The sequence below is a fragment of the Ruminococcus sp. 8Y-12 genome, assembly GCF_058119865.1.
The window spans coordinates 309,376-333,692 of record NZ_CM176623.1 but is presented as its reverse complement, the minus strand read 5'-3'; the positions used below and the strand labels follow the sequence as shown (position 1 = coordinate 333,692).

At 46.5% G+C, this 24,317-nt stretch carries 13 protein-coding genes and 2 tRNA genes; 9 read left to right on the top strand and 6 right to left on the bottom strand.

Annotated features, from left to right (window positions below; translation table 11 throughout):
* Window positions 1-21: 21 nt before the first annotated feature.
* The 5 genes from AC0THY_RS01270 to AC0THY_RS01250 form a co-directional block, all read right to left on the bottom strand.
* A complete protein-coding gene (locus AC0THY_RS01270; protein WP_489992669.1) occupies window positions 22-612 on the bottom strand; it encodes an HD domain-containing protein in 591 nt (196 codons plus the stop codon).
* Window positions 613-662: 50 nt separating this feature from the next.
* Entirely contained in the window at window positions 663-1,061 is a 399-nt protein-coding gene (locus tag AC0THY_RS01265; protein ID WP_489992668.1) for a KilA-N domain-containing protein, read from the bottom strand.
* 535 nt (window positions 1,062-1,596) lie between these two features.
* On the bottom strand, window positions 1,597-2,121 hold the full coding sequence (locus tag AC0THY_RS01260) for a DUF6602 domain-containing protein (RefSeq protein ID WP_489992667.1): 525 nt from the start codon (window positions 2,119-2,121) through the stop codon (window positions 1,597-1,599).
* Window positions 2,122-2,237: 116 nt separating this feature from the next.
* On the bottom strand, window positions 2,238-2,783 hold the full coding sequence (locus AC0THY_RS01255; RefSeq protein ID WP_489992666.1) for a KilA-N domain-containing protein: 546 nt from the start codon (window positions 2,781-2,783) through the stop codon (window positions 2,238-2,240).
* 638 nt (window positions 2,784-3,421) lie between these two features.
* Window positions 3,422-3,495, bottom strand: a tRNA-Pro gene (locus AC0THY_RS01250).
* A 184-nt stretch (window positions 3,496-3,679) separates the two neighbouring features.
* Between AC0THY_RS01250 and AC0THY_RS01245 the strand changes: the two genes are divergently transcribed.
* From AC0THY_RS01245 to AC0THY_RS01230, 4 genes are all read left to right on the top strand, one after another.
* Window positions 3,680-4,735 carry an alcohol dehydrogenase gene (locus AC0THY_RS01245; RefSeq protein ID WP_489992665.1) on the top strand — a complete coding sequence of 352 codons (1,056 nt, stop codon included), beginning with the start codon at window positions 3,680-3,682 and terminating at the stop codon, window positions 4,733-4,735.
* Between the two features lie 54 nt (window positions 4,736-4,789).
* Window positions 4,790-6,001, top strand: a complete 1,212-nt coding sequence (locus AC0THY_RS01240; RefSeq protein ID WP_489992664.1) for a zinc ribbon domain-containing protein — start codon at window positions 4,790-4,792, stop codon at window positions 5,999-6,001.
* A 65-nt stretch (window positions 6,002-6,066) separates the two neighbouring features.
* Window positions 6,067-6,137 (top strand) — tRNA-Gly (locus AC0THY_RS01235).
* Between the two features lie 99 nt (window positions 6,138-6,236).
* A complete protein-coding gene (locus AC0THY_RS01230; RefSeq protein WP_489992663.1) occupies window positions 6,237-6,551 on the top strand; it encodes a TfoX/Sxy family protein in 315 nt (104 codons plus the stop codon).
* A gap of 79 nt (window positions 6,552-6,630) precedes the next feature.
* Here the strand turns inward: AC0THY_RS01230 and AC0THY_RS01225 are convergent, their stop codons facing one another.
* Window positions 6,631-7,107: a hypothetical protein gene (locus tag AC0THY_RS01225; protein WP_489992662.1), complete on the bottom strand. Its 477-nt coding sequence runs from the start codon at window positions 7,105-7,107 to the stop codon at window positions 6,631-6,633.
* A gap of 194 nt (window positions 7,108-7,301) precedes the next feature.
* Here AC0THY_RS01225 and AC0THY_RS01220 point away from each other — a divergent pair, with 194 nt between their 5' ends.
* From AC0THY_RS01220 to AC0THY_RS01200, 5 genes are all read left to right on the top strand, one after another.
* The gene (locus AC0THY_RS01220) at window positions 7,302-9,002 is read left to right on the top strand and encodes a bifunctional diguanylate cyclase/phosphodiesterase (RefSeq protein WP_489992661.1); all 1,701 of its coding nucleotides are present in this window, start codon (window positions 7,302-7,304) and stop codon (window positions 9,000-9,002) included.
* Window positions 9,003-9,032: 30 nt separating this feature from the next.
* Window positions 9,033-9,440 carry a ribonuclease Z gene (locus tag AC0THY_RS01215; RefSeq protein ID WP_489992660.1) on the top strand — a complete coding sequence of 136 codons (408 nt, stop codon included), beginning with the start codon at window positions 9,033-9,035 and terminating at the stop codon, window positions 9,438-9,440.
* On the top strand, window positions 9,437-10,375 hold the full coding sequence (locus tag AC0THY_RS01210) for a DNA/RNA non-specific endonuclease (RefSeq protein WP_489992659.1): 939 nt from the start codon (window positions 9,437-9,439) through the stop codon (window positions 10,373-10,375). The genes AC0THY_RS01215 and AC0THY_RS01210 overlap by 4 nt, the downstream gene beginning before the upstream one ends.
* A gap of 583 nt (window positions 10,376-10,958) precedes the next feature.
* Complete coding sequence (locus AC0THY_RS01205; protein ID WP_489992658.1) at window positions 10,959-17,411, top strand: family 78 glycoside hydrolase catalytic domain; 6,453 nt, start codon at window positions 10,959-10,961, stop codon at window positions 17,409-17,411.
* A 58-nt stretch (window positions 17,412-17,469) separates the two neighbouring features.
* Window positions 17,470-24,315: a family 78 glycoside hydrolase catalytic domain gene (locus AC0THY_RS01200; RefSeq protein WP_489992657.1), complete on the top strand. Its 6,846-nt coding sequence runs from the start codon at window positions 17,470-17,472 to the stop codon at window positions 24,313-24,315.
* Window positions 24,316-24,317 lie beyond the last annotated feature (2 nt).

Sequence of the window (24,317 nt, the reverse complement as noted above, 5' to 3'; positions counted from 1 at the left end):
GACGGGGCATTTCTGTATGGATTACTTTTCCATGGCGTTCTCCGATGAATCGTCTGTTTCTTGTATATGGTATGCGGTCTCCTTATCTAACATTTCCCGGAGCTGCATGAGCAGCGGATGATCCACAAAGTATGGTTTCCCATAGTCTAAGTTAAACTGGTAATCAAAGTCAGGGGGATTCTTTCCCTGATTGTGCTGCAATATGGTTTCCGATTTGTCCAGTGCTTTGACCAGTTTTGCCGTATCTGTGTTGTTTTCATTGTACTCCTGCCATAAAGCCAAAAATTCCTCTTCCTGCTCTTTCGGAAGAAGTGAGAGTACACGCCGCACATCACGCTCCTCCGCTGCGTGCTTTTCTGCCTCGTCTGGGTTGGAGGCGGCTGAAATATCGCCTATGTATAATTCCCCCAAGTCGTGAACCAGGCACATCATCAGGGCCTTGCCCACATCCACCCCAAAGGAGGGGGCAAGCAGGCCAGCCAGCAGTGCCAGGCGCCAGGAGTGCTCCGCAGTGCTTTCCCTGCGTCCGGTGGAAGTCCACGCTTCGCGGGTGACAGATTTTAAACCTTCGATCTGCTTGATAAACGCAATCTGTTTTGTCAATCGTTCCATAATATTTATGCTCCTTTAGCTTCTTAATGCATTTGTATTATTGTAGTCCTCTAAACATTTAATTCCTGATGCTGCTGAAGCGTTGCATGGTCACGAACATTTCCATCCAGATTTAGATTTGCTTCTCGCCATTGCTTTGCTGTCATACCAAACATTGCCACATTCAAAACATCCGCTTCAGTCGCATATGTAAAACTCTGATATTGTTTTGGCAATTCAGGAACAATGAGACGCTTTTTTATAGCATCCGTATGAATTCGATAATTAATCTTAGAGATTTCACGGTTCATGTCCCAGTTTAGTGAAAGTCTGCTGTTTTCATCTGTTTTTAAACGTTGGTAATCTGTGATGATGCAGAGCTTAAACTCCGCAGAAATCCAGGAGGCAAATTCAAATGCGATATCACGGTGAGCGAAAGTTCCGCCATTCCTTCCAGATTTAGAATACATTCCGATTGCAGATGTAGCTTCAGCCGGATCTTCACTTTTATATTACGCAATATCAGTTAAAGAAATATAGTCATTGAAACTTCCATCCGACACTACGGAAATTTACATCCCTTTAGCAGTTATTTTTGCTTTTAAGACCTTTTCCTCCTTCATTCTTAACCTCCGCAGCTTTTCCGCTATTATATCAGATATTATTCTAAATGTCTTGCTTTTAACCCATCATTTGGGAATATGTTTGACGTTATATGACACTACTTTTTATCATATTCAAACATATTTTGTGGAATCCTGTCGTCACCACCTCCGTCACCCTTATGTCAAGCCTACGACAAAAATTTTCAACTAATTTTTATCTAACTTAAATTTAAAGTTATCTAAGGTTGCGTTTGCATAGTTTCGAATATCAATACCGGCAACCGTCCCTAATTTATACAATTCATCTAAAATAATATAGAAAAACGCTAAAACTGTTTCTTCACCAGAAGCATGTAATAGAGATATTTTAGTATCTCGATTAACTAAAAATGAATGATTTTTAATTGCACATCCAAGATCTATATATAAATAAATTCATATGCTCTTCGATTTTATCAATATTAATGGAATCAATTGATAAAATACCTCCAATAATCTTGGTCAAATTACGTGGCGGACAATATTTACCAGCATTAATCACTCCCCTGGCTGAACGTTCGAGAACATTTACACTCTCTATTTTATTATTTGCATACTCTAAAGTTTCTTTATTAATTGTCGGCTTAGATTCAAAAACAGCATACACGCTTTCTGCTGTTATAAACTTTTCGCCAGCATCCGTTCCAAATATCAAAGGAGCATATAACGCATCATAGATGATAATATCTATTTGGTCACTTATATTCCCCTTAGAATCGAAAATAAAACCTTTGTCCACCGCATACTTATTTGGTAAAAAGCTTCTAAAAAAATCTATCCATGCACTTTCACAATGTTCTCCCTTTGTTACCGGATGTTCTAATAAAATACTCAGTTTACTCTCCAGTATTGTTTGCTTTGTGTTAAATAAAGATTTTATATCCATACCCATTCTCCTCTTTGCACTTAATTACTGTATTCAGTTTATTCCGTACTTAATCATCCCGGCGTTCAAGCTATCCATATATTAGTATCACAATCTTTAATTATAGCCAATCAAAATCAATTTTCATTCTTCATTTCTGTCAACCGCCGGACTCCTGCTGAATCAATCAATGACTGCATTTGTTCCTTTGCCAACCGGTTCAACTCCACCAATCGCTCCTCACCGACCATACCGTGTTTAATCATCTCTGCGTTTAAACTCTCCATATTAGAAAATATGATTAACTGCTGCAAAGTAGCATGATCACGGATATTTCCATCTAAGCTCGGATTTGCATCGCGCCATTGCTTTACCGTCTTTCCGAACATTGCCACATTCAAGGCATCGGCTTCCGTGGCATATGTAATGCTCTGATATTGTTTTGGAAGCTCCGGAACAATCAGGTGCTCCTTGATAGCATCCATATGAATTCGGTAATTAATTTTTGAAATCTCACGGTTCATATTCCAATTAAGAGAAAGCCTGCCGTTTTCGTCAGCCTTTAACCGTTGATAGTCTTTGATAATATACAGCTTAAATTCCGGCGAAATCCACGAAGCAGATTCAAAAGCAATGTCTTTGTGAGAATAAGTCGCCGCATAACGACCTTGTTTTGTGGTCACTCCAACGGCGCATATGTCTGTTACCCATTTTTTGGCGTCATAACAAAAGCATTACTGCTTGAATCATTTTTAATTGCCTCGAATTCGAGGTAATTAAAATCTGGATTATTAAGTTGTTCCCAAAGACCCAAAAATTCAATGGTGCTTCTGTTCCTCATCCAGTTTTGGAATACATACCCTTCGCATTAATTTTCGCTTTAAAGACTTTGTCATCGTTCATTTTGAGCCTCCGACAACTTTCCCTATATTTTACCAAATTATATGGTAAAAATCTTGTTTCAAATGAACTATTTAAAAATATTTTAATCATATTTTATTATATTCTGTCGAATTTGTCGTCACAATCTCCGTCACTCAACAGCTTCTATTTTTTATGATAAAGGATGGAAGGAGAAAGCCATACAGGAATAGCTAGGCTATGCAGATGCCCAAACCACACTTAATATTTACACCCATCTGTCTAAGTCCCATAAAGAGGAAAATGTAAAGAGTTTAGAAGGGATTTTTACCACGGAGGATGAATCCGTTAGAACAAATGTTAGAACAGGCTCAAAAGTCGCTAATTTCCATCATAGCATAATAACAAAAAAAGACCGGAATCCCTATAAAATAAGGATTCCGGCGCCCCTGCCAAGGAGTCGATGCGACAGGATTTGAACCTGCGACCTCTGCGTCCCGAACGCAGCGCTCTACCAAGCTGAGCCACGCATCGATAATCATTTCAGCCATGTTATTATAGCATCGCGTCTTTATAAAAGCAAGTATTTTTTTGAAAAAAATCCAAAATTCGATTTAATACAGACGATTTCCATCCAGTTTCAATTGCGAGAACTACTTTTTTATATTATGATGGAAATACAAGTGTGAAGTTAAAGACCGTGAAAGAGGGATGTAATATGCTGAAAGAAAAGATGAAAGCAGTTGTTTACAGAGGAGAGGGAGAGATCAGCGTGGAGGAAAGACCGGTGCCGAAACTGCGCCATGAGAAAGACGCCGTTGTGCGTGTGACGCTGACAACCATCTGCTCCAGTGATATTCATATCAAACATGGGTCAGTGCCCAGAGCGGTTCCCGGGACGGTCCTGGGACATGAGTTTGTGGGTGTGGTAGAGCAGACGGGCAGGGGGGTGAAGAAGTTTGTGCCCGGGGACAGAGTGGCTGTGAATGTGGAGACCTTTTGCGGAGAGTGTTTTTTCTGCAAACGAGGATATGTGAACAACTGTACAGATCCCAATGGCGGCTGGGCGTTGGGATGCAGAATCGATGGAGGACAGGCGGAGTATGTGCGGGTGCCCTTTGCGGACAATGGCCTTACCAAGATTCCGGAGGGTGTCTCGGATGAGGATGCCTTGTTTGTGGGAGACATTCTGGCTACAGGGTTCTGGGCGGCAAAGATGGCGGAAATCCATCCGGCGGACACCATTGCAGTACTGGGCGCAGGTCCCACGGGGCTATGCTCCATGATGTGCGCCAGATTGTACAGTCCGGCACGAATCATTGCTGTAGATGTTTCAGAGGATCGCCTGGAACTGGCCAAAAGCAATGGACTGGCAGATATCACGGTAAATCCTCTTATGGAAGATGTGAAGCTTGCGGTGTATCAGGCCTCTGGGGACCGGGGGGCGGATGCAGTGCTGGAAGTGGCGGGTGGTGAGGATACCTTTCAGACAGCCTGGAAGATTGCCAGAGCAAATGGCATTGTCTGTGTAGTTGCCCTATATGAGGAACCTCAGATGCTGCCGCTGCCAGAGATGTACGGCAAGAACCTGACTTTTAAGACCGGAGGAGTGGACGCTTCTAACTGTGAGGAGATCATGCGTCTGATTGCATGTAAAAAGCTAGATACCAGTTGTCTGATTACCCACCGTACTGGCTTGGGTAATATTATGGAGGCCTACCATGTGTTTGAGAATAAGCTGGACTCTGTGATCAAGTATGCAGTCAGACCATGAGAGGATAGCAGTTACCATAAATAAAACTATGTTGTTTAGAAGGAAGGCTAAGATATGGTATTGATAAACTGTCCGGAATGTGGAAAAAAAATTTCAGATAGAGCGAAGAAATGTCCTAACTGTGGCTATCGTCCCATCAGCCAAGATGGGCCTAAGGATTTAGCTTATATAAATACAGAGGATGTCCAACACAAGGATGAAACCAAAAATGATATGGAAAAATGGCGGATTGTCATGCTCGCTATTGCCGGCGGGATTGCATTATGCTGTATCGGAGTCTGTATCGCATCCTTTTCTTTACATAAAGACAAGGATGGAGATGGAGTGGCAAAAGAAGCAATTGTAGCCCAGACGGATGGCAAGGCTGAAGAGATGCAGACAGAGACATCCAAGCCGGAAAAGGAAGGTGCTGATCTGTGGGAGAGCTATGCGGATGCACACTATAGACGGGGAAAAGAACATTTAGTCCATGGAAGGTTTGAGAAGGCATTCATTGACTACAAAAAAGCACAGGGATTCCGGAACGCCAGGGAGCAGGCAGCCCTTTGTGCATATAAGTGCGGACAGAGCGCTATGAAAGAGAAGAAATATGTGGTGGCGGCTCAGGCATTTGAAGATGCCGCAGCATACAAAGAGGACAACAAGAATCTGGCATACTGCAGGTATATGGGGATCGTTGAATTATTGGAGGAAAAAAAGTATATCCAGGCAAATATACTCATGCAGAAATTGAAGGACCAGGAAGGTGGAATGGACGAGCTGGGGGACAGAGCCAAAGTGGAGCTGCACGCATGTGAAACCATCATGACCTCACAAGATTTAATTAATGGGCCTAATACGGATTATGTGAATGCTTTTCGGAATAACCGTTATGATATTGATGCCTGCAGAAACTTTTTCAAAGATTACGAGGGCGCCTATGCGAAAGAATATTATGATCTGCTTGGGCAGTATTATGAGGAGGAGTGGCAGGGGAACTACCGGGAAATCGGAGGGGATTATGAACTCGCCATCAAGCCTGACATGGATGCCGGCCTGAAGCGGAAGTATGAAGTGAGCCTTGAAGCACCGAAAAACTCCGGCCAGAAAAGCATGATTGTGATTCCTTTCCAGGATTGTAAAGAATTCATGGAAGCCGATGCCCCTGAGGAGGAAAGCAGATGGGTTCTGCATAAGGATGCTGATAAAATATATCTTCTGCGCTTTGAAACACAGGGGAAAAAGGAGGAGGAAATCGCTCAGATTTTTGCATTCAAAAAAAGATAGTTAAAAAATAAAAAAGTACTTGCGTCTTCTGGAAAAATATGATATTATATCAGAGTTCGTAAGACGCGGGTGTAGTTCAATGGTAGAACACCAGCCTTCCAAGCTGGATACGTGGGTTCGATTCCCATCACCCGCTTTTTTGATGAAAAAATTTATAAAACGTGACAGACAGGTGTCGCGTTTTTTTTGTATAATAGATTTAAAGCATGGATAAATGACAGACTGGAGGAAGTATATGGCAAGCAGCAGAGAATATATGGAGTTTATTGCAGAACAGTTGAGCCTGGCGGGAAGTATTACTTACCGTAAGATGTTTGGAGAATATGGTGTATATTGTGACGGAGTATTTTTTGGGTCCGTGGAGGATGACCAGCTGTATATTAAAATTACAGAGGATGGGGGTGCATTTTTGAAAGATCCTGTGATTGCCTCCCCTCACCAGGGCGCCCGTTACTACTTAGTGGAGGAGCTTGACGACAGGGAGTTCCTTGGGGAGCTGGTACGCCGTACTTGTGCCCAGCTGCCTCCTCCAAAGGCAAATAAAAAATAAGTGATTTTGTGCAGAAGCGACCAGGTCATTTTTGGAAAATGACCTGGTCGCTTCTGTACTTTTAGGGGAAGTGCCTAGATTAACACATCACTATGATTTTTCGCGGTGTAGTTATTGGCGGGATACTTCTGGTGGTACTAATATAATAGACAATCAGAAGGTTTCCGCCGGGGCTGCAGGTAAAGCGCTGCCCGTTTGCAGTGACAACCGTTGTGGAATTACCGATATTCAGCTTTAGTGAATTATCTGCTGCCAGCAGGTTTTTGTTGAAGTAATTGACCGCAACACTCTCGCCTGGAGCTGTCACACAGACAAAAGCTGCCTGGTACTGAGGCGGATAAATCAGGGGAACTGGAAGTGTATTGTCATAAAAGGCTGTAATCCGCATTCCTTTTCGGAGCCGAATATTGTCTACAATGTAGGTGCTGTTTGAGACCAGAAAGTGAACCATACCCTGAGAAGTCTGAAGGATAATGGTCTGACTGCAGCACTGCCCCGAAGTCTGTGAGATATTTAGAATAACACCGTTAACAGGTGTAAAAGTTGGTGTCGGCATGGGAAAGAGATCCTTTTTTCTTTATCATATGTGAGCTCTAAGGGAAATGAGTTTGTCCGTCATGTTGGAAAGCACAGGATTTACTTGTGGGAGGCTGTTTTGTGTAATATAATAAAAGAGAGAAGTGAGTGAGTGCTGGTATTTCCGTTACCGGAGAACGGAGGGGATACTGGAGATAGAACAGGAGGCCGGTTATGCAGGGAAAAAATCCAAGGGCTGGGAGAGCGGGCTATCTGGAGTATGTGGAGAAGCTATATGACGCAATGAGCAAAAGTACGGATGATTATGTTTATATCTCAGATATGAGATCAGGTACATTCCGCTATTCAAAATCCATGGTGGAGGAGTTTGAGCTGCCCGGAGAAGTGGTGGAGAATGCAGCACAGGTCCTGGGAAAGCTGGTACATCCCCACGACAGGGAAGTATTTCTGGAGGCAAACCGGGAGATCGCGGAGGGATTGACAGACAAGCACTGTGTGGAATACCGGGTGAGAAACAGAAGAGGCGAATGGATGTGGGTGCGCTGCCGGGGGCATGTGGAGTACGACGAACAGGGAAACCCCTGTATGTTTGCGGGAATGATTACAAACCTGGGGAAGAAAAACAAGATAGATCATATCACGGGATTGTTTAATAAGTTTGAGTTTGAATCTGCAGTGTGCAGGTTGATTGAGGAGACAAGCACAGAGCCCCTGGGGATTTTATTGCTGGGGTTGGATGGCTTTGCCCATATTAATGACCTATATGACCGGGTGTTTGGCGACGAGGTGATCCGCATCACAGGCCAGAAGCTGCAGAGCCTTTCCCCTTCTGACGCAGCTGTTTACCGGATGGACGGAGATGAGTTTGCAGTCCTGTTTCGAAACAGCACAAAGGAGGAAATGGAGAAGTTTTATCGCCAGATTCAGATTGAATTTGCGAGGCAGCAGATCTATGAGGGGAAGAAATACTTTTGTACCGTCTCAGGGGGAGCCGTTCTGTTTCCTTGCGATGGTGTAACATACCTGGAACTGGTAAAGTATGCGGACTATTCCCTGGAGTTCGCGAAAAAGTCCGGAAAAAACCAGATTATATTTTTCTCAAGGGAGATTATGCAGCATAAGGCCAGGGAACTGGATATGGTAGAGCAGCTGCGGGAGAGCGTGGAGAACGGTTTTTCCGGATTTGAGCTCTACTATCAGCCCTTGATAGATGTTAAGAGCGGTAAGGTGATGGGAGCAGAGGCTTTGGCCAGATGGAAATCCCGGGTATTGGGACCTGTGTCTCCGCTGGAATTCATTCCGCTGCTGGAGGAGAGCGGGCTGATTTATTCTGTGGGACAGTGGATTTTAGAGGAGGCTGTAAAGACCTGCAGCCGATGGGTGCCAAAGTGCCCGGATTTTATTATGAATGTGAATATATCTTGCCTGCAGTTTGAACACGCCGGCTTTATGGAGAGTGTTGAAGAAATCCTGAACAGGCTGGGCGGAAGGCCGGAGCACATCGAGCTGGAGCTGACAGAGAGCTATATTGCGTCAAACTACGAAAACCTGTCTTCTCTGTTTCAAGACTTGCGCAAAAAAGGGTTTCGGATAGCGATGGATGATTTCGGAACCGGTTATTCCTCCCTGGGACTTTTAAAGAATTCCCCTGCGGATATGGTCAAGGTGGATAAGACATTTGTGGATGATGTGTTGGAGAGTGAATTCGATGCCACCTTTATCCGATTTATTGTGGAGCTGTGTCACACTACAGGAATCCAGGTGTGTCTGGAAGGGGTGGAGACAGGTGAGCAGCTCGCGGCACTTGAGGGAATAAAGCTGGACTGCTTCCAGGGATTTTACTTTGGAAGGCCGGTAAATGCGGAGAAATTTGAGGAAAAATTCCTGTGCAGGAGCTGCGGGGAGCTGGGCTAGCAAGACTAATGAAAATCTGGAGGAAAGCATATGATAGCGATTCTATGTCTGGATGACAGAAAAGGAATGATGTTCAACGGTAGAAGACAATCCAGAGACCGCCGAGTGGTGGAGAGGATCTTGGAGCTGTGTGAGAAGAAGACACTGTGGATACATCCATATTCAAAATGCCTTTTTGAAGGGAGAGAACCAGAAAATATAAGGATTGAAGAGAGCTTTCTCGAAAAGGCGGGAAAAGGCGAGTACTGTTTAGTGGAAAACCAGGGACTTGCAAAATTTCAGGCTCACCTGGAAGGCATTGTGGTGTTTTGGTGGAACCGAAGGTATCCGGGGGATTTCTGCCTGGATCTGAATCTCAAACTTTGGAAGAAGATAGAGACAGAGGACTTTGTTGGTTTTTCCCATGAAAAGGTAACAAGGGAGGTATATGTAAAATGAAAAAGATCCGCTTAATTTGGGCAGCCGTTCTGGTGACTCTGAGCTTACTGCTGCCGGGCTGCGGACAAAAAGAAGGGGTGCAGCCGCTGCACATTGACGGGAGTGCGATGCAGGAGGCATCAAGCGGCAGAACTCTGTCCCTGGAAGAACTTCCGGAGTTTGGGGACACGCCCTATTTGGTCCTTGAAAACAATGAGCCGGATTTTACGCAGGAGGATTTTGCAGACCAATCCTATGAGAGTTATGGAGATTTGGACGAATTAGGCCGGTGTACGGGGGCAATTGCCAACATTGGGACGGATCTGATGCCTGTGGAGGAAAGAGGAGATATCGGACAGGTAAAACCAACGGGATGGCACACTGTGAAGTACGAGGGAGTAGATGGGAAATATCTGTACAATCGCTGCCACCTGATCGGCTTTCAGCTTACAGGAGAAAATGCAAATGAGCAGAATCTGATTACAGGTACACGTTATCTGAATGTTGAGGGAATGCTTCCGTTTGAAAATATGGTGGCGGATTATGTGAAAGAGACAGGAAATCATGTGCTCTACCGGGTTACTCCTATATTTGAGGGGGACAACCTGGTAGCCAGCGGAGTACAGATGGAAGCCAAATCCGTGGAGGATGAGGGGGAGGGTATCTGCTTCAATATTTACGCCTTTAACAGCCAGCCGGGGATTTCGATTGACTATAAAACAGGCGAGAGCCGGCCCGCCGGTCAGGAGGACAGCAGTGATAGAGAAGGAAGTAAAATAGCTGGTAAGGATAGCGGCGGCAAGGAGTATATTTTAAATACCAAGACGCACAAGTTTCATTTGCCCTCCTGTTCTAGCGCGGATGAGATAAAACCTCAGAATAAAGATACGTTTAAGGGGGACAGGGAAGAACTGATCAGCCTTAGCTATGATCCGTGTAAGCGGTGCAGACCTTGATAATGTAGGATAAAAACAGTATAAATTCCATAAATGGAAGCTATGAGTCAAACGACTCATAGCTTTTTTATATCATAGGAAAGTCCTTCGGAATTCCCTATGATATAAAAAGCCCTCCGGGCGGGATCGCACTGCGGCGGAAAGGAATCATGTCGCTAAAGCGACCCGCCGCAGGCGGAGAATCCCGCGAGCGGGATTCTTTTTCATTACATAATAAAGTCCAGTGGACAGTCCTGTGTAATGAAAAATAAATCCGAATGTTCGTGGTACACGCACATTGTGTAGAGATAACAAATTTTCTCAAAACCCAAATATTTTACCAGCAATCAAAGAATATTACCCTGGTGAAATAGTACGTTTGTTGGTATGATAACTGTGAACAAATTGTGAAATGTGCTGTAAATAATTTGTTCATAAAAATTACAATTGCACATATAGGCGAGAAATACCCGAAGCATATTGCAAATTACTAGTAAATAAACTGAACTAATATTTGCGAATGCAAAATATAGTTTAGCAGAAACGGAAAGGGAACAGTCTGGACTTATAGGCAATTGGGGAAATTAAAATAAGGAGGAAGTGTATGAGAGTAAGAAACAAAATTTTGGCGTGTGTCTTATCGGCGTCGATGTTGTTCGCCTCAGTCATACCGATGAACGCATCAGCGGCAGAAATCAGTGTGGGAAGCTTGGATTTTGCCCGGAATGGTCTGGAGGTGAATTACCTGAGAGAGCCTATCGGGGTAGACGACCAGCAGCCCACATTCAGCTGGATGCTGACTTCAGACGGCTATGACAAACAGCAGTCCGCCTACCGCATTGTAGTGTCCTCTGCAAGAGAAAAGGCAGAGCGTCACCAGGGGGATGTGTGGGATTCCGGAAAGGTGGAAGGAGAGGACAATTACGATGTTGTCTATGAAGGGACAGAACTAAAATCCCGTACAAAATATTACTGGTCAGTCCAGGTATGGGATGAAGACGGCAGGGAGACAGGCTGGAGTGAGGTTTCTTTCTTTGAGACCGGTATCATGTCCCAGGAGGAGTGGAAGGGAGAATGGATCGGTATCAATGATACGGACATGGATTTCTCAGGGGCCAATTGGATCTGGAGACGGGACGGCGCGGATTTTGCAGGGACTCCGGAGGGAACCCAGTATTTCCGCAAGGGATTCCGTACCAATTCAGATAAGGACATCACCAGTGTTTATGTGGGACTGACGGCGGATGATGAGTATGAATTTTATGTAAATGGACAGCTGGTGGGCAATAACAGTGGGGTAGATTCCTGGAAAAATGGGAAACTGTTCGATGTGACACAGCTTGTCTCAACGGATAAAGAGAATATAGTGGCAGTATCTGCCTATAACAGTTCGCGGGGCTATGCGGGACTGCTGGCTAAGATAGAAGTTACCTACAGCGATGGCAGCAAAGATACGGTTGTGTCTGACGCAAGCTGGAAGCTGAGCAAGACAGAAGAGGCGGGGTGGTACGCTGTTGATTACAATGACAGCGGATGGACCATTCCGGATCAGATGGAGAAGTATGGGAACAGCCCTTGGGGGTCAGGTGTTTCTCCAAATGCCGAGAATGCTTTTGCGGCAACCGTTGTGCGCAAGGAGTTTGAGGCAAAGAAAGAAATTGCCGGCGCTCATGCCTATGTGAGCGGCCTTGGGTTTTTCGAGATGAAGATCAACGGCCGGCTGCCGGATGACACGCTCATGAATGTGGCGAATACACAGTACACCCAGACGGCCTCTTACCGGGCTTTTGACGTGACAGACCTGGTAAAGCAGGGGAAAAATGCCATCGGCGTAGAGCTGGGCAACAACTTTTACAATGAGACCTGCTCTGTCTGGAACTGGCAGGATGCGGCCTGGAGAGATGCCCCCAAGCTGAGAATGGAGCTAAAGCTGGACTACACGGACGGGACCAGCGAATCCATCACAACTGACGGTACCTGGAAGGCTACGAAAGAGGGTCCCATCACCACAAACAGCATCTACTATGGCGAAACCTACGATGCCAGAAAAGAGCTGGTGGATGAGCAAAATGTACCTTACGCTGAGGCACAGTACGATGAGACCGGATGGGGGACGGCTGAGATCATGGAGGCACCCGCCGGCAAGCTGAAGGCACAGATCATGGAACCCATGCGCCGGACAGAGGAGAAGAAGCCGGAGAGCATCCAAAAGCTGGACAATGGTTCCTACGTCATCACAGCCCCTCATATGATGTCAGGCTGGATCAAGCTGGTTATCAGAGGAGCAGATGCGGGAGATAAGGTGACCATCACCTACGGCGAGAAACGGGGCAGTGACGGGCAGGTTCAGAAGCTGGGAGGCAAGGACGGAGTCAATGCAGGCTGGTGGCCCAAAGCTTACAACCAGCAGGACAACTACATCTGTAAAGGCCAGGCTGTGGAGACCTTTGAGCCGAAATTCAGCTACAAGGGATATCACTACGTACAGATCGACAACTATCCCGGGGAACTGACCATGGATGACGTAACCTGCTATCGCATCAGCAATGATATGGAGACAACGGGTGAATTTGACAGCTCCAGTGAGCTGGTCAATGACCTGCACTTCATGATGGTTAATACCATGAACAACAACATGCAGGGCAAGCCGACGGATACTCCGGTATGGGAAAAGAACGGCTGGCTGGGCGACGCTAATGTAGGTCTGGAGACCATGACCTACAACTATGGTTTTGCAAATATGCTGACACATTTTACAGAGATCATGGAGGACTGTCAGAAGGACTTTAACAACGTGCCCAACATGGTTCCCACCCAGGGATGGGGCAATGACAATACGGTGACATGGAACGCTATCTTTGTGTTCGGTGTGGATCAGATGTGGGATACATATGGAAATGAGAGCTATATCGCCGAGCAGTACGATGCCATGAGAAAGCTGGCCCTGAAGGATATAGAGGAAAGTAAGAAGTACGGCTGGACCTGGTCCGACGGACAGCTGGCAGACTGGGTTTCCCCCATGGGATACGGAGAGGCACAGCAGAATCTCCCATATGACGAGGGCACAAGCGAGGGCTCCGGAATTGTGGGAACCGGTATGACATACCGGCTGCTGGAGACCATGGCAGGTCTGGCAGATAAGCTGGGCAAGACAGAGGATGCGGCAGAATACAGGGCAGCCATGGAAAAAATATACACTGCCTTTAACGAGAAATTTTACAACAGGGAGAAACAGATTTACGAGACAACCACCTGGGATGGAGGTGACAAGAAACAGTACCGTACCAAGTACCGCCAGACTTCACAGCTGATTCCTCTGGCATTTGATATGGTGCCTGAGGAGTATAAGCAGGCAGTACTGATCAACCTGGTAAAAGATATCAAGGATAAAGGCTATCACCTGGATACCGGCTGTGTAGGCACGAAATTTATTTTGCCTGTGCTGGCTGACAATGGATACGAGGATGTGGCGTACCGAATTCTCTTACAGGAGTCCTACCCGAGCTGGGGATTTATGCTGAAGAATGAACAGGTTTCCTCAGGAGCTTCCCTCTGGGAGATGTGGGAAACCACGAGCCGGTCACTGGGACATTATTTCCTGGGAACCTATGATGAATGGCTCTATAAGGGCATTGCGGGTATCCGTGACATGAAGGACGGATACAAGACCGTTACGATTGAGCCTACCCTCAGCACCAGAATGGCCTCAGCAGACAGCAATGAAGCGTTTGCAGCCGGCAGTGTGAAGACGGTGCGGGGGGATGTGACAAGCAGGTGGTCATTGGATATTTCCACCAATAGGGCTGTGTTTGACATTAATGTACCTGTGGGAACCACTGCTAAAATCCTGATTCCGGGTGGAAATGCTGCAGACATTACAGCAGGCGGAAATAGGATTTCCACAGAGATGCAGGGAATCCACAAGATTTACGGGGAAGATGGAAAAATCGCCATTGAGGCCGGTTCGGGCACCTACAAATTTGAGACAACGGTTGTACCGGACGAGCTGGAAAAGGTTGAACTGCAAAAAGAGATCCTTCAGGCCGAGGGATTAAATGAGCTGGATTACCTGAAGCCAGCATGGGAAGCTTATCAGACGAAGGTTTCCAGCGCAAAGGCAGCACTCACAAATCCTGAGACAAGCCAGGAGAATATCGACAAGGCAGTTGTAAGCCTGCAGGATGCAAAAAGGGTTTTGGATGAAAACATAAATGTCAGCAGACAAGCGTTAAAAGACGTAATTGCAAAACAAGAGAAAATCAACTATGTAGAATATGCCTATGAAAATGTGGCGGCATATGAGAGGGCATATCAGGATGCAGTAGAGCTTGCCGAGGACAGAGACGCCAAAAACGACGCACTGGATAAGGCGGCAGAGGATCTGCAAAAGGCTGAGAGCATATTGGAGGAAGGCAGTAGGTTCACGAATCTGGCAAAGGGAAAGGCAGTGTCCGCATCCTCCACTCATGAAGATGCTTACTGGGGTTGGGGTAAGGATTTTGTAGCAGACGGGGACCGAAAGAATCAGAAAGACAAAGACAGTGAGTATGCAGGGTACTCCAGCAACCTTGGAAACAAAGAAACGGACCATGAGGAGTGGGTAAGTATTGATCTGAGGAAGAGACAGGAGGTCAATGCAGTCACCTTCTACGGAGCGACACAGAGCCCGGACCGTCCGGGAACCTGCTACGGATTTCCAAAGAGCTTTGATATTCAGGTGTCCAGGGATGGAAAGACTTGGACCACTGTACACTCAGAGGACAATTATCCAATCCCAAGCTACGGCCCGGTTACCTTTGCCTTTGACAAGGTAGAGGCACGCTATGTGAGGCTATTTGCGAGACATCTGAACCAGAAGGCTACGGACAATAACTTCTACTACCTGCAGCTGTCTGAATTTGAGATTTATCATTCTCTGAATACCACAGCGAACGTAACGGTGGAAGAAATCACAGGCCCTGCGTCAAAGACAGCCTACGGAAGCTTTGACCTCACTCCCGGAACCATCCGTGTGGAGGGACAGAGAGTGGCTGGTATATGGACTTTGGAGGATCAAAACGGCAATGAAATGGAGTTTAATAAAGCGCCTGCGGGCAGCTACACTGCAAAGCTTACGTTTACGGCACCGACCATATTTACCTTTGACAAGATTCTGCAGAGGGACAATGTGACTGTAGAGGACAATGGCAGAGATCTGGTCTACCGCTTTCCGGTGGAGATTGTAAAGGCAGACCAGGCAGACGTTAGCTATGAGGATACCTTTGTATTCGATGTTGGCGGCCAGGGACAGATAGATCTTGGCAAAGTGCTGAAGAAATATGGACCCTTAGATGGCTTGTTATTGGGACAGCCAGCGGACAAAGACCATGTGCTTACAGGGGAAGTCAAACTGGAGGATGGAATTTTGACCTTTCAGGTGAATGCTGTCAATAGCAAAGATCTGACGGCAACAATTCCCGTGACGGTAAAGGCACAGAACTTTAAGGACTTTACTTTGGAAGTAAAAGTGGTGCTGACCGACAAAATTGCGGTGGAGATAGCGTGTGAAGCTTTGGATGCGCTGTATACCGGAAGAGAGTACAGAGGTCTGGGAACCCCAAGCGCAGTAGTGAAGGAATCCCAGGAGGCGTACAGCGGTGGCTTTGACATTGTTTACAACACGGAAAATGGCAGAGCACCGGTGGATGCAGGTGAGTACACAGTGACGATTACACCGTCTGACTCCAATTACGCAGGGTCTCTTACAAAGACATTTAAGATTTCCCATAAGGTGATTGTATTTGACCAGCTTTTTGCACAAGCAGGTAACAGCGACCTGAAGTGGGATGAAAAAACGGAAATCATAGACGTGTCGGCCACAGACAGAGACGGGGAAACCGTCAATATGGACAGGGTGGTTCTCACATATACCACGGACAACGCCAAGGTCGCTGTGGTGGATACTAAGGGTGTGGTTACTGCTCTGAATGCAGGAAAAGCCAACATCATCGTGAGAGCTACGGCGGACGGCAGCCGTATAGACTGCAAGGTGCCGGTTACGGTGTCAGAACTCCAGCCTGAGTCCCCCGCGATAGCAGGCAAGAGTACCACCATGGTGGTACTAAACCGTGTGAACGGGTATGAATATGCCGTGGAGGGGGAGGACGGCTCACTGAAATTCAGTGACCGTGTTCTCTTTGAGAATCTGAAGCCTGGCAAAACCTATAAGTTCTATCAAAGATTCAAAGCTACGGCAACTCATGATGCCGGCACGACCAGTGAGGCTCTGATCATCAAGACAGACCAGAGAGTCAGTGTTGAATCCGTTCAGCTTGACAAGACCGTTTTAGTCCTCGAAAAGGGGCAGACGGAGACATTGGCTGCAAAGATACTTCCTGCCAATGCAACAGATCCGTCCTACACCTTTGAATCGAGTGATCCTAAGGTGGCGTCTGTCAACCGGGATGGAGTGGTGAAGGCCAACGGAAGCGGCAGCGCTGTGATTACGGTAAAGGCAGCAGACGGAAAGACTGCAGTCTGCACAGTGACGGTGAAAGCCGGGGAGACGCCTGGGAAACCTGCCCAGATCCAGCCCAAAAGCGTAGGGCTGAATGTATCCAAACAGACAATGGGGATCAGGGAGACGGCTGTTCTGAAAGCACAAGTGCAGCCATCCAATGCGTCAGATAAAAAAGTTATCTACAAGAGCAGCAACAGTAAAGTCGTGTCTGTAAGCACAAGCGGTAAGCTGACAGCTAAGAAAAAGGGTACGGCAAGCATTACAGTCACAACCGCCAATGGAAAGAAGGCTACCTGCAAGGTGACCGTAAAAGCAGCTCCTAAATCCCTGAAGCTGAATGCCAAGAGCAAGACATTAAAGATTAAAAAAACCTACAAGCTGAAAGCCAAATTAAGCAAAGGCAGCGCCGGTAAGGTAACCTATAGGAGCAGTAATTCAAGGGTTGCGAAGGTAGACAGCAGAGGAAAGATTACTGCCTTGAGAAAAGGAAAGACAACCATAACGGCCAAGACCTATAACGGCAAGAAGGCAGCAGTCAGGATTACAGTGAGGAAGTAGGTTATACCAAAGGATATTTGCAACCCTAAAAATCAAAATATTTGACAAGGAGAAAGTTATGGCAAATAAAAAGAAATGGCTTTCTGCAGTTCTCGCAGCGGCAATGATAGTAACTTCTCTGGCTCCGGCAGTCCCATCAGTGGCTGCCGGCGCCACGGAGGAGGCGGCAGTGGAGACAGCATCGGTCTATGACATGATGGTGGACAGTGTCACAAATCCCATAGGGATTGACAACGAGACACCGCGTTTTTCATGGAAGATGGATTCTAACATCACAGGCCAGAAGCAGACAGCCTACCAGATCGTGGTCAAAGAGTGGGACGTGATCAATCAGGAGCCCGGAGAAGTGGTATGGGACAGCAAAAAGACCGAGAGTGATGTATCCGTAGACATCCCCTATAGCGGCGATGATCTGAAATCCTCTGCCAAATACGCCTGGAGCGTGACGGTGTGGGATAAAGACGGGAATGAAGTGGAATCAAATGACTCCACTTTTGAGATGGGGCTTCTGGAGGAGGACGCCTTTGACGATGTAAATTGGATACGCCTCACCAAAGACGATGATCCGGACCCGGACCAGGAGGTTGTGGATACCATAGACAAGTCGGTCTATACCATTGAAGCAAACCTGAAATTCCAGGATGCGGTTGGCATCGTGTTTGCAGCGAAGGACAAGACCCATTTTTACATGTGGCAGCTGAACAACAACATGGAGAATGGCGTGGAAGGGAGCTGGCTGCGTCCTCACGTTTGGAACGGAAACGGGGGAATGTACAACCCGGAGAGCGTTCCGAACTACAAAGGATACCAGTTAAACGATATCCTCGGAGGAGATCTTAAGAACGACAGGGACTACAATTTAAAGCTAGTTGTTGACACGGAAAATAAAACGGTGGCTACAGTTCTGGACAATAAAGAAATTAATAAAATGGACTGCAAAGATGCTGACTTAAGCTTTGGAAGTATCGGTTTCCGTATGGCCACCAATACAAAGGCGAATTTTAAAGAGCAGGCTTGGGTGGATGATCTAAAGGTGACAGACAAAAATGGGAAGCTGATCTTTTTCCAGGATTTTGAACTGGCCGAGGATTCACAGTTCAGCGGCGGGGAGACAAAAGACGGCAGGCTGTATGTAACCCATGGCGATGCGGATGGGGATACCGTTTTTTGGGATAAGGAGAGTAAGGTATATTATCGATTTGATACGGACTTTACCGTAATGGAAGGAAAGCCGGGGATTGTTTATGGCGGAAATAAAGAGGGAAGTCAGTTCTATTACTCTCAGATAAAGTGGAGTGACAGCAAGGGGTACTATCTGGGGCAGCATTTTAAACCACAGGGTGGAGGTGCTTATGAATTTGACCCTTCGGGTCTTGTTTCCAATGTGGAAAAGGACCAGCTTTTGAATAAAAAGCATCATTTTACGGTTACATCAAGTGCTTCTAAGCAGGTTAATGTATATGTTGATGGTAAACTGGCAAGAGATCATGAAAGCTTAAATGATTTTCTGTTTGACGGTAAATTCGGCTTTAACAGCGACGCTGGTGATAAGGTACTCTACGACAACACGGTTGTAAAAATGAGCGGAGAGCCGGTATTCTATGAGGATTTCAGCACAGGTGAAAATCCCTTTGAAAGCGGAACGGTCAAAGAAGGCGCTTTGGAAGTATCCGGTGCCGCAACAGCTCTGGTCAAAACAGCCTTGGGAGACATTGGACAGCTCCCGGATGTGCCTAAAAATGAGAAGGTTAATTATACGGTAGAGGCTGATATGACCATTACTGGAAATGCTGCCGGTATTGTATTCTCTGCTTCAAATGACAGCAATATGTTCATGTGGCAGCTTAACGGCGAGGACCATAAAGACGAGAACGGAAAGGGAATCTTTCATCTTCGCCCCCACATTTGGGTAAACGGAAGTCCTTCCGTCAGTGAGATAGACATCAGTGAATTCTTTGACTTTGAAAAGGACATTTTAAACAAAAGACTTCATGTAAAATTAGACGTTACAAATGAATCCGTCACTACCTACATCAATGATACCAAGGTAAATGAATTCCTTCTTGAAGGCAAGCCAGGAAAGATATTAGATGGAAGAATCGGGCTGCGTTCCGGTGCGAAAGGGGAATCCTTTGTTGTTGACAATCTGAAAAGCACCTCCGCTTTGGAGAATGGAACAACGGTAGAAACTTTTCACTTTGATTTTGAGGACGGCGCAAACCCATTTATTGGAGCAACGGGAGCACCGCGAAACGGTAAAGTGGTAAATGGAGAATTTGTGGTGCAGGAAAGCGCTGGTGTATTCCTGACAAAGGACCCGGATGATGGAATGCCTATGTTCCGCAAGACCTTTGAGACCGCAAAAGAAAAAGAGGTAGTGAGCGCTAAGGTCTATGCCTCTGCGCTTGGAACGTATGATCTCTACGTAAATGGGGAAAGAGTAGGATATAGAGATCAGAGCGGCGAAATACAGTACGATGAGATGAAGCCGGGGTGGACAGATTACAATAAGCGCGTACTTTACTATACCCACGATATTACAGATTTGGTGAAGCAGGAAGGAACAAATGTCATGCTGGCAACCGTGGGAACCGGATGGTGGACCGGACGTGTTTCCTATAATACATACGGAACGAAAGATATGGCATTTATGGCAAAGACAATTATCACATACGCAGACGGTACTCAGGAGGTACTGGTGACAGACAAGTCTTGGAAAGCCGGGAAAGAAGGGACTGTCCGGGAAGCAGATATCTGGGACGGCGAGACCTATGACGCCCGGTTCCCCAGTGCGGCGGAAATTTCCCAGGATACCTATGTACAGGATGAGAGCTGGAGAACCGTAACCTACAGCAAAGATTTCAACGGAACCATCTCCGCACAGGTGGGACAGACTATCCAGGTGCGTAAAGAGATGGAACGCTCCTCAGAAAAGACAGTTGTGTATAAGGGCATTGATGACAATCAGTCAGAGTACGGAAAGATACATATTCTTAAAGAGACAGACAAACCGGATGAGGAAATTACTCTGGAGGCCGGACAGACTGCAATCTTCGATCTCGGACAAAATATGGTAGGCTGGCCGAACATAGAAGTATCCGCAGCGGAGGCAGGGACAGAAATTACCATGCATTTCGCTGAAATGCTCAATGACAGTGGTTTGGAGAGCAGAGGAAATGACGGACCGGAGGGCAGCCTCTATATGGCCAATTACCGCTCCGCACTCTCCACAGGTACTTACATAACAAAAGGGACAGAGAAGGAAACCTACAAACCTGCTTTTAGCTTTTATGGTTTCCGCTATGTATCTGTCATAGCCACAAAGGACATCACCATTCACAAGTTCAGGGCTGAGGTATTAGGCTCCGCGACTCCGGAGACAGGATCACTGGAAACCTCAGATGAATCGGTAAACCAGCTGATCAGCAACGTGCTCTGGGGACAGAGGGGCAATTACTTAAGTGTTCCCACAGACTGCCCCCAGCGTGATGAGCGTCTGGGATGGTCCGGCGATACCCAGGCATTTGTAGGGGCAGCCGTTTACAATGCCAATGTGGCAGGCTTCTTCCATAAGTGGGGACAGGATGCGAGAGACAGCCAGGTGAGCGGAATGTATACGGACGTTATTCCCAGATCCAATGCGGTTGGTCAGGGTAACGTAGGCTGGGGAGACGCAGGTATTCTGGTTCCCTACACGATGTACAAGACCTATGCGGATACCCAGATTATTGAGCAGATGTATTTTTCCATGACGGAATACATGAACTGGCTCAAAGGCAGAGGATATGCGGGACCAAACGGAGGTTACGGAGACTGGCTCACACCAAGGGATGAGGATAATAACGACAATGTAAGAGCTGTTCTGGCATCCGCTTACTATGCGCTGGATACGGAAATGATGGCTGAGATGGCAGATGCCATCGGCAAAACGGAGGACGCCAAGGCGTACCGTCAGAGAAATGCAGAAATCAAAGAAAACTTCAGAAGCCGGTTCTTTAAAGAGGACGGGGATCTGAAAAATGAGTATTCTACACAGACCTGTTACCTGTGGGCTTTGAAGACAGATATGGCAGCGTCAGAGGAGCAGAAACAGCTGCTCTCCGACCAGCTGGTGGCTAAAATTAAAAACAACGGAAACAGATTGGCAACCGGTTTCCTGGGAACTTTTGTACTAAACCCTGTTCTCAGCGATATTGGAAGATCAGATATGGCCTATACACTTCTGCTCCAGAGAGACTTTCCATCCTGGCTGTACAGTGTGGATCAGGGGGCTACTACCATCTGGGAGAGATGGAACTCCTATACACTGGAGAGTGGATTTGGACCTGTGGGCATGAACTCCTTTAACCACTATTCTTATGGAGCAGTCGTTGAATGGATGTACAGCGACATGCTGGGCATTGAAGCAGACGCGAACAATCCTGGTTTCAAGCACATCATACTTCAGCCCCAGCCAGATACGAGGGATGAGCTGGAAATCCCGGCCAATCAGAAACGGATGACCTCTGTGAAGGGATCTTATGATTCCGCATACGGCAAGATTGAGGCAGAGTGGGATTGGTCAGCAGAGGAATTTAACTATACGGCAACCGTACCGGCAAATACAACTGCAACTGCAACTATCCCGGTTGGCAGAGGATTTGAGGTGACGGTAAACGGCAAGGCTGTGCAGGATCTGACTCTGGAGAATGACGGAATCAAATATGTGGAGACAAAGGATAATAAGGCAGTCTTTGAGACCGTGGCAGGCACCTTTGTATTTAAGGCGGCTAAGGCTGAGCTGGACAAGACAGAGCTGAACGCATTGATCAAAGAGGCAAAGGACTTAAAAGCATCGGATCTCTATAAGCTGGCTTCTCAGAGCATCAAAGAGGCATTGGATACTGCTCTGGCATCTGCAGAGATGGTAGCAGAAGATGATTATGCAGTGACAGCAGATTTAGCAGGCGCGGTATCTGGCCTGAAAAATGCGATAAAACTGGTGGAAGCTGAGACAATGGATAAGGCGCAACTGGATAAAGCAATTACAAATGCGGAGCAGATCAAGGATTCGGAAGTATATGGACAGTCTTCGCAGGAGAGCAGAAATGCATTTGACGCTGCCCTGAATCATGCTTTGGATGTGCTGGCCGACAAAGATGCCGAGAAGATTGACATTGCCAATGCGATGAACACCTTGGAGGAGGCTGTCAAAGCTCTGGATGCCCAGGTAGGCATTCCTCAGAATATAACGGTTTCCAATCAGACAGGGTCTACCGCTGAGATCTCCTGGCAGGAGTCCACACAGGGTATTCAGGCTGTGAGCTATGCGGTAGTTGTAAACGGAACAGAGATGATCACTAAGGCAAACTCTGTCATGCTGATGAATCTGGAGGCGGAAAAAGAATATACGGCTCAGGTATTTGGTATTGATAGGAGAGGCGTGTACTCAAAACCGGTGAATGTTGTATTTTCAACAACAAACCAAAAGGCAGATGTGGAAGAAAAGACAGTTACGGATGAAACATCAAATGTAAATATCTCGGGAACCCTTCCCACAGAGGTGCAGTTTAACGCTCCTCTGGTTACAGAAGGAGAAGACCTGGAGTTGGTACAGAATGCATTTGCAGGAAGTGGATATGAGTATCAGGCTTATGCAATGAAGCTGACAGCAGGAAGTGCAGATCTGAACCTGTCCGGTTCAGAGGTGAAGGTAGAGATTCCGGTACCGGCTGAGTATCACCCGGAGGCAGTAAAGCTGTATCACATTGGAAAGGACAGGACACTGTCTGAGGTAACAGGAAATTATCATGCGGAAAATGGAACCGTAATATTTACCACAGCAGAAATGGGAATCTACGCAGTGGCAGTACCGGAAATCATCCGAATGGACCGCATTGTTGTCACAGCCAGGAAGAATGTCCTTGTATGGGATGAAATCAGTGATATCAAAGCAGTAGAAGCTATCGGAACCGATGGCAAAGTGATGAGCATGGAAGGAGCAATTGTCTCCTACAAATCCAATAATACAGATTCCGTGGAAGTGGATGGAAACGGAGTCCTCACGGCAAAGGAGGCCGGAAGCGCTGTAATCACCGTAACAGTAGAGCTCAACAGAAGAGTAAGAACCGGGGAGGCAGTGATTACGGTAAAAGAACTTCCTGTCTATGCACCGGCCCTAAAGACCAAGACTTCTGACAGTGTTACACTGCAGGAAGTTCCCGGCTATGAGTATGCTTTAGATGTAAATGGATTCAGAGAATTCACTGGAAACCCTGTATTTACGGGATTGAATCCGGAGACTACCTACAAATTTGTACAGAGAATTGCGGCAACCTCTACACACAGTGCAGGATGTGTCAGCCAGGCTCTTGCAGTTACCACAGACAAGAAAGCCGAAGGACCTAAGCCCACTGATCCGGAAAAACCGGCGGAGGCAGCCTCTGTAAAATTAGACAAAAAGAGTCTGACACTGGGCTTAAAGGAAAGCGTTACTTTAAAAGTCTCCGTCTCTCCTGAGAACGCACAGAATAAAAAGGTGACCTTCAAGAGCAGCAACAGCAAGGTTGTAAAAGTCAGCGCAGCAGGCAAGCTGACAGCGAAAAAGACAGGAAGTGCAAAGATCACGGTCACAACTGCAAATGGAAAGACCGCGTACTGTAAAGTAAAAGTGAGAAAAGCACCGAAGTTTATTAAGCTGAATACTAAGAAAAAGACACTCAGAGCAGGCAAGACATTCAGCCTGAAAGTAAAAAGAAGTGCTGGCAGTTCGGGCAAAGTGACTTTCACAAGCAACAATAAGAAAGTTGCATCTGTAAGTTCCACCGGTAAGATCAGAGCTCTGAGAAAAGGAAGAGCAACCATCACCGCAAAGACTTATAACGGTAAAAAAGCTACCATAAAAATCACCGTTAAAAACAGATAGAG

Coding starts and splice junctions, on each gene's coding strand:
- AC0THY_RS01270 (WP_489992669.1), bottom strand. CDS start 612: ATGGAACGATTGACAAAACAGATTGCGTTTATCAAGCAGATCGAAGGT.
- AC0THY_RS01265 (WP_489992668.1), bottom strand. CDS start 1,061: ATGTATTCTAAATCTGGAAGGAATGGCGGAACTTTCGCTCACCGTGAT.
- AC0THY_RS01260 (WP_489992667.1), bottom strand. CDS start 2,121: ATGGATATAAAATCTTTATTTAACACAAAGCAAACAATACTGGAGAGT.
- AC0THY_RS01245 (WP_489992665.1), top strand. CDS start 3,680: ATGCTGAAAGAAAAGATGAAAGCAGTTGTTTACAGAGGAGAGGGAGAG.
- AC0THY_RS01240 (WP_489992664.1), top strand. CDS start 4,790: ATGGTATTGATAAACTGTCCGGAATGTGGAAAAAAAATTTCAGATAGA.
- AC0THY_RS01230 (WP_489992663.1), top strand. CDS start 6,237: ATGGCAAGCAGCAGAGAATATATGGAGTTTATTGCAGAACAGTTGAGC.
- AC0THY_RS01225 (WP_489992662.1), bottom strand. CDS start 7,107: ATGCCGACACCAACTTTTACACCTGTTAACGGTGTTATTCTAAATATC.
- AC0THY_RS01220 (WP_489992661.1), top strand. CDS start 7,302: ATGCAGGGAAAAAATCCAAGGGCTGGGAGAGCGGGCTATCTGGAGTAT.
- AC0THY_RS01215 (WP_489992660.1), top strand. CDS start 9,033: ATGATAGCGATTCTATGTCTGGATGACAGAAAAGGAATGATGTTCAAC.
- AC0THY_RS01210 (WP_489992659.1), top strand. CDS start 9,437: ATGAAAAAGATCCGCTTAATTTGGGCAGCCGTTCTGGTGACTCTGAGC.
- AC0THY_RS01205 (WP_489992658.1), top strand. CDS start 10,959: ATGAGAGTAAGAAACAAAATTTTGGCGTGTGTCTTATCGGCGTCGATG.
- AC0THY_RS01200 (WP_489992657.1), top strand. CDS start 17,470: ATGGCAAATAAAAAGAAATGGCTTTCTGCAGTTCTCGCAGCGGCAATG.